Annotated in this window: 6 protein-coding genes; all 6 read right to left on the bottom strand. The window is 70.2% G+C overall.

Features of this window, described 5'->3' with window-relative positions:
* The coding region (locus VFX14_23580; protein HEU5192673.1) for a hypothetical protein at positions 1-1,512 on the bottom strand (1,512 nt) is incomplete at its 3' end.
* Positions 1,513-1,516: 4 nt separating this feature from the next.
* Positions 1,517-2,578 carry a type IV pilus twitching motility protein PilT gene (locus tag VFX14_23575; protein ID HEU5192672.1) on the bottom strand — a complete coding sequence of 354 codons (1,062 nt, stop codon included), beginning with the start codon at positions 2,576-2,578 and terminating at the stop codon, positions 1,517-1,519.
* Between the two features lie 50 nt (positions 2,579-2,628).
* Positions 2,629-2,865, bottom strand: a complete 237-nt coding sequence (locus VFX14_23570; GenBank protein ID HEU5192671.1) for a hypothetical protein — start codon at positions 2,863-2,865, stop codon at positions 2,629-2,631.
* 40 nt (positions 2,866-2,905) lie between these two features.
* The gene (locus VFX14_23565; GenBank protein ID HEU5192670.1) at positions 2,906-3,970 is read right to left on the bottom strand and encodes an HD domain-containing phosphohydrolase; all 1,065 of its coding nucleotides are present in this window, start codon (positions 3,968-3,970) and stop codon (positions 2,906-2,908) included.
* Positions 3,967-4,956 (bottom strand): GGDEF domain-containing protein, encoded by a 990-nt coding sequence (locus VFX14_23560; protein ID HEU5192669.1) that lies wholly within the window; start codon positions 4,954-4,956, stop codon positions 3,967-3,969. Before VFX14_23560 ends, VFX14_23565 begins: the two co-directional genes overlap by 4 nt.
* A 291-nt stretch (positions 4,957-5,247) precedes the next feature.
* Positions 5,248-6,105, bottom strand: coding sequence for a dienelactone hydrolase family protein (locus VFX14_23555; GenBank protein HEU5192668.1), 858 nt, complete (start codon positions 6,103-6,105; stop codon positions 5,248-5,250).
* Positions 6,106-6,164 lie beyond the last annotated feature (59 nt).

Below are 6,164 nucleotides of genomic sequence, written 5' to 3'. Positions count from 1 at the left end.
GCCGTCCGCGCTGGCCGGCCAGCGCCGGACCACCTCCGCGAACACCGTCTCCGCCACCCTCCAGCGCCCCCCCATCACGAGGAGGGCACCGAGGTTCTGGTACGGGCCCGGCTGCTCGGGTCGGAGGACGATCGCCCTCCGCAGCAGGGCCTCGGCCTCGGCCCGTGGGTCGGGACCGCCCGGCCGGCCCGGATCGGGACGCATGAGGGCTCGAGCCAGATCGTTGAGGCAGACGGCGCAGTCCGGCCCTATCGCGACCGCGCGTCGCCACAGCCGCTCCGAGTCGTGCCAGAACCCCGTCTGCCGCCAGGCCAGGGTGCCCAGGGTCGCCAGGAGCAGGACCGCGAGCGCCGCCCCCGTCGCGCGCGTCGCCGCGGCCCGGCCGGTCAGAGCCCACACCAGGCCACCCGCGGCGAGGAGCGTCAGCCCGAGCCCAGAAAGATAGGTGTAGCGGTCCGCGGCCACGTGTCGGCCCGCGAGGACGACGCCTCCGACCGGCGCCAGCAAGATCAGGGAGACAGCCCAGGCGGCGATGCCCCCGGGCCACCGGTGCCGCAGCGCGAGGAGCCCGACGCTGACGGCCACGGCGGCCAGCGTCGGCAGCAGGAAGCGCAGGTCCCCCCACCACACCTCGCCGGGCAGCTCGTAGAGCGGCGAAAGCCCGGCCGGCCAGGCGAATCGTGCGGGATGGATCCAGAACGCATAGCCCGTGAGGACCAGGCGCGACGTGGGCCCGTACTGCGCGTAATCCGCCACCGTCGCGGAGGCGCGCAGGGCGAGCGCGGTCGCCACGGCCGCGCCGAGCGCCAGTGCGGCGTAGGGCGCCTTTTCGCGGACGCGCGCGGGCCAGCCGGCGGCGCGGCGCAGCGGATACCAGTCGAGCAGCAGGAGCAGGGCGGGCACCGTCACTGCGAGCCCCTTGGAGGCCAGCGCGGCGGCGAAGGCGGCCAGTGACGCGAGCCGCCAGCCGCCCCGCAGACGACCCGCGCAGGCGATTCCCCGCAGATAGGCCCACACGGCAAGCAGCACGAACGTCGCGCAGAGAAGGTCACGCCGGTCGGAGATCCACGCCACCGTCTCCGCGCGGAGGGGATGCAGCGCGAAGAGGAGGGCGGCGCCGAGCGCGCCCGCGTCCGCCGCCGTCACGTCCACGGCCGCCGAGAGCCTCACCGCGGCGCGCTCGCCCCCGGCGAGGGCGAGAAGCCGCCGCGCAACCACACACACCAGCGCAGCGTTGACGCCGTGCAGGGCCAGGCTCGTCGCGTGGAAGATCCGGGGGTCCAGCCCGCCCATCGCGTGGTCCACCGCGAAGGAGAGCCATGCGAGCGGGCTCCAGTGGCCCATCACGGTGGCGCTCAGCATCCAGCCGAGGGCGCGCGCGTCGAGGCCGCGGTAGCCGGTCTCGCCGACGAGCATGGGCACGTCGTCCCAGCTCACGAAGCCCGCATCGAGCGCGGGCACGAACGGGAGGAGGGCGACGGCGCCGGCGAGGACGGGCAACAGCCGGCGCAACGGACTAGGTCCGGCCCATGAGGCGGGCGAGCTCGCGGGGATCGAAGGCATGGTCCATCGCGTCCTCGTAGGAGATGAGCCCGCGATCGTGGAGAGCCTTGAGCGACTGCTCCATCGTCGACATGCCCGCGGCGGCGCCAGTCTGGATGAGCGTCTGCATCTGGAACGTCTTGCCCTCGCGGATGAGGTTGCGCGCGGCGGGAGTGGCGTTGAGCTGCTCGACCGCCACCACGAGCCCGTCGCCGTCCTTCCGCACGAGGAGCTGCTGGGTCACGATGGCATGGAGCACGTTGGCGAGCTGCACCCGCACCTGCTGCTGCTGATGGGGCGGGAACACGTCCACGATGCGGTCGATGCCCTGCGCGGGCGTCTTGGTGTGCAGGGTCGAGAAGACGAGGTGGCCCGTCTCGGCCGCGGTCAGCGCCGCCTCGATGGTGGCGAAGTCGCGCATCTCACCCACGAAGACGACGTCGGGGTCTTCGCGGAGCGCCGCCCGCAATCCGGCCGCGAAGCTCGACACGTCGGTGCCAAGCTCCCGCTGCACGACCACGCTCTGCCGGTGGCGGAAGAGGTACTCGATGGGGTCCTCGATCGTCACGATGTGGAGCGTCCGCTCCCCGTTGATCCGGTCGATGAGGGACGCCAGGGTCGTGGACTTTCCGTGCCCGGCGGCGCCGGTGACGAGCACGAGCCCGCGCTTGAGCCGGGCCAGCTCGACGACGCTCGCGCCGAGGCCCAGGCTCTCGAGGGTGGGAATCTCGAACGGGATGCGGCGCAGCGCCGCCGCCACCGTGTCGCGCTGATGGAAGGCGTTGACGCGGAAGCGCGCGCGGCCCGGGACGCTGCACGAGAAGTCGTAGTCGAGCTTCTCGCGGAAGAGACGCTTCTGGTGGTCGGTCATCAGCGAGGTGACGAGATCCTCGACGTCGCGCGGGGAGAGGACCTTGCGGCCCTTCTGGACGAGCCCCCGCTGCACGCGATAGACGGGCGGCAAGCCCGCCTGCAGGTGCACGTCGGTGGCGTTCAGCGCGATCGCGGTGTCGAGGATGGAGTCGATCGGCCGCACCGGCTCACTCCTTCACCGCCCGGGCCGGCGGGGCCCGCGCGTGCCGCGCGTCAGTCCGCGCGGACGAGGGCGAAGTTCAGCGTGTTCAGCTCGTGCCGGATGGACGGATGCACGCGCCGGTCGAGCCGCCGCCGCTCCGTCCCTCCCCACGTGGCGCCGGAGCGGCGGCGATCCGTCCGGCGCCGGTCGAGCATCACCACGACCCCTTCCTCGTTGACGAACTCGCGCTTGAGATGCGCCCAGAGCTCGGGCTCCTCCCTCGTCACGATGAAGAGATAGCGCGGCATGCGCGCATACTATCGTAGGCGGGAGTTCGGACGCGAGGCCTTATTCGACCGACTGGCGGCGAATCGTCTCGAACACGTCGACGGGCAGCTCGAGGAACACCTTCACGACGCGCGGATCGAAGTGCGAGCCGGCCGACCGCTCGACCTCGCGCCGCGCCGACTCCAGTGAGATGGCCCGCGAGTAGGGGCGGTCGAAGGTCATGGCGTCGAACGCGTCGGCGATGGCGAAGATGCGGGCGCCCAGCGGGATCTGCTCGCCCTTGAGGCCGAGCGGGTAGCCGGTGCCGTCCCAGCGCTCGTGGTGGTGGTACACGATCGGCACCGCCCCGCGCAGGAACGGGATCTGCTCGACGAGCTGGCGCCCGATCTCCGGGTGCGTCCGCATGATCTTCCACTCGGCCGGGGTGAGCGGCCCGGGCTTGAGGAGAATAGCGTCGGGGATCCCGATCTTGCCGATGTCGTGCAGGAGCACCCCGTGCTCGAGGTCGCGGAGCTCCACCTCCGGCATCCCGTAGGCGCGGGCGATGGCCAGCGAGTACCCGCGCACCCGCCGCGAGTGGGCGTGGGTGCCGAGGTCGCGCGTGTCGATGGCGGAGCCTAGCGCTTCCAGCGTGGTGCGGTAGGTGCTCTCCAGCTCGTGCAGGGTCGCGGCCAGCTCCCGCGTGGCCTCCTCGACGCGGCGCTCGAGGACCACCTGGTGCTCGCGCCGCTCGATGAGGAGCCCGCGGTGCTCGAGGGCGCGCTCGGCGGCGATGAGCAGCTCGTCCATGTGGACGGGCTTCATGATGAAGTCGTAGGCGCCGAACTTGAGGCTCTCCACCGCGGTCTGGACGTTGGCGACGCCGGTGAGCACGAGGAAGGCCGCGTCGGGATCGATGGCGCGCGCCTTCTTGAGGAGCTCGACCCCATCCATCACCGGCATGTGGACGTCAGTCACGGTGAGGGATGGCCGGTCGGCGTCGAACAGCTCGAGGGCCTCGCGCCCGTCCGCCGCCACCTGGGCGCTGTAGCCGCTGGACAGGAAGAGCTCGCGGAGGATGTCGCGAATATGGCGATCGTCGTCGACGATCAAGACGCCGGGGTTGGTCGGCGCGGCTTCGCTCACACGCGCTCCACTTCCGGCTCGACCCGCGCTACCGCCGTGATGTCTTCGAAGACGCACACGCGGTTCTTGCCCGCGCGCTTGGCGGCATAGAGGGCCTCGTCGGCGGCCTGCAGCACGGTGTCGGCGGTGGGGGCCACGTCCTCGGGCAGCGCGGCGATGCCGAAGCTCGCGGTGATGCGGCGGCCGTGGGCGAACGGATACTCGGCGAGCACCTGGCGGATCCGGTCGGCGTAGAGCCGGGCGCCCGCCTTGGTCGTCTCCACGAGAAGCACCGCGAACTCGTCGCCGCCCCAGCGGGAGATCACGTTGATCCCGCGCGAGTAGCGCATCAGGATGTCGGCCATGATGCGCAGGGTGTCGTCCCCCGCTCCGTGCCCGAGCTCGTCGTTGACCGACTTGAAGCCGTCGAGGTCCAGCAGCACCATCGACACCGGATGATTGAACCGCCGGAACCGGGAGACCTCCTCCTCGAGGCGAATCGAGAAGAAGCGCCGGTTGTAGAGCCCGGTCACGTCGTCCTTGAACGAGAACTCCTTGAGGCGCGCGTTGGTGAACTCGAGCTCCTTGTAGGCGCCCTCGAGCCGCTGGGCGAACTGATTGATCTCGGCCGCCTGGTCCTCGATGGTGGCGAGCATCCGCGAGAACGAGTTCATCAGCGTGCCGACCTCGTCGTGCCGGAACGCCGCCATGCCCTCCGCCCGCCGCGCCTCCGTCACCATCTCGGCCGTACGGGCAACCGCGGCGGCGAGATCCCACACCACGAAGCCGCCCGCGGCCATGAGCAGCCCGGTGAAGATCACGAGGGCCTCGAACCAGATCAGATCGTTGGAGGCGGAGACGGGATCGAGGAGGGGAACGACGTGCGCGTAGATCGCGTAGGTGAGGATCAGGAGGGGGATCACCGCGGTGATCGTGAGGGCCGCGCAGATCTTCTGCTTGACCCGCTGCCCCACGAAGGCCACTTCCCGGTCCACGTCGTATTCCATGCCCTCTCGCTCGGTCTCCGTCCCGATTCGGATCGGCGGTCCGGCTGTCACCGGTCCGCCGCCGCCGTCGGAATCGCAACATCCATGCCATCGGTAGGTGCGAACAACGTCACGAAATCACGAGGCAAAAGAGACCGTCAGCGGGCTGTCACTTCGAGGAATTGACAGTTCGCGCTGACACACCGCCAAGAATGTCAACGGACGTCCCGTGCGAGGGCGAAAGAACTGCGCCCCGAGGCCCTCGCAGGCCTCGGGGTCTAAGAGAACAATGAGTGTGAGTTAACGCCCCGATCAGGCCTTGAGGTGCTTCTCGAAGAAGGCGAGGAGGCGGCGCCAGCCGTCCTCGGCGGCCTCCTTCCGGTAGGTCTGGGGCCGGTCGTCCGAGAAAAAGGCGTGCGGCGCGTCCGGGTAGAGGATGAACTCCACCGCCGGATTGTGCTTCTTCAGCTCGGCCTCGAACCGCTTCACGTCCTCCCCCGGGATACCGGGATCGGCGGCGCCGTAGAGCCCGAGCACCGGCGCCTTGATGCGATCCACGAGACTGAAAGCGTCGACGCCGGGCGCGTCCTTGAGCACGCGCTTGACCTGGCCGTACCACGGCGCCGCCGCGGTCACGCCCGGATACTCCGCGGTGAAATGCAGGGTGAGCGCGCCGCCGCCGCAAAAGCCGGTAACGCCGAGGCGATTCGCGCGCGCCCACGTCTGCGCCTTGGCGTGATCCGTGGCGGCGCGAATGTCACCGAGGTATTGCGCACGGGTGACGCCGCCCGAGATCTTGCCCATCTCGGCGAAGTCCTTGCCCTGCATGCCGCCCTCGCGCGCGTAGAGCTCCGGTGAGATCGCGTAGTAGCCCGCATGGGCGAGGCGCCGCACCACGTCCTTGTGGTGCTCGTTGTTTCCGGTGAAGCCCGAGATCACCGTCACCACGGGGTACGGCCCCGCGCCATCGGGCCGGGCTTCGTAGGCGGGGATCGCCGTGCCTCCCACGCTGAGCGAGATGTCGCGCGCCACAATGCCCTTGGTGTCGGTGACGATCGCCTGCGCCATCGAGATACCGGGGGTGAGCACGCCCCCCACCGTCGTGAAGGCGCCGTACTTGAGCACTTCTCTGCGGCTCAGGGGATTGAACGCGCGTGCGGCGCTGGCCATGGGACCTCCTTGTGTGGTGGTGGGGAGGTGGTTGGACGAATACCGCTCAAACAACACGG

Source organism: Candidatus Methylomirabilota bacterium, from assembly GCA_035764725.1.
Taxonomy (GTDB): Bacteria; Methylomirabilota; Methylomirabilia; order Rokubacteriales; family CSP1-6; genus DASRWT01.
This window is presented reverse-complemented; position numbering and strand designations above follow the sequence as displayed.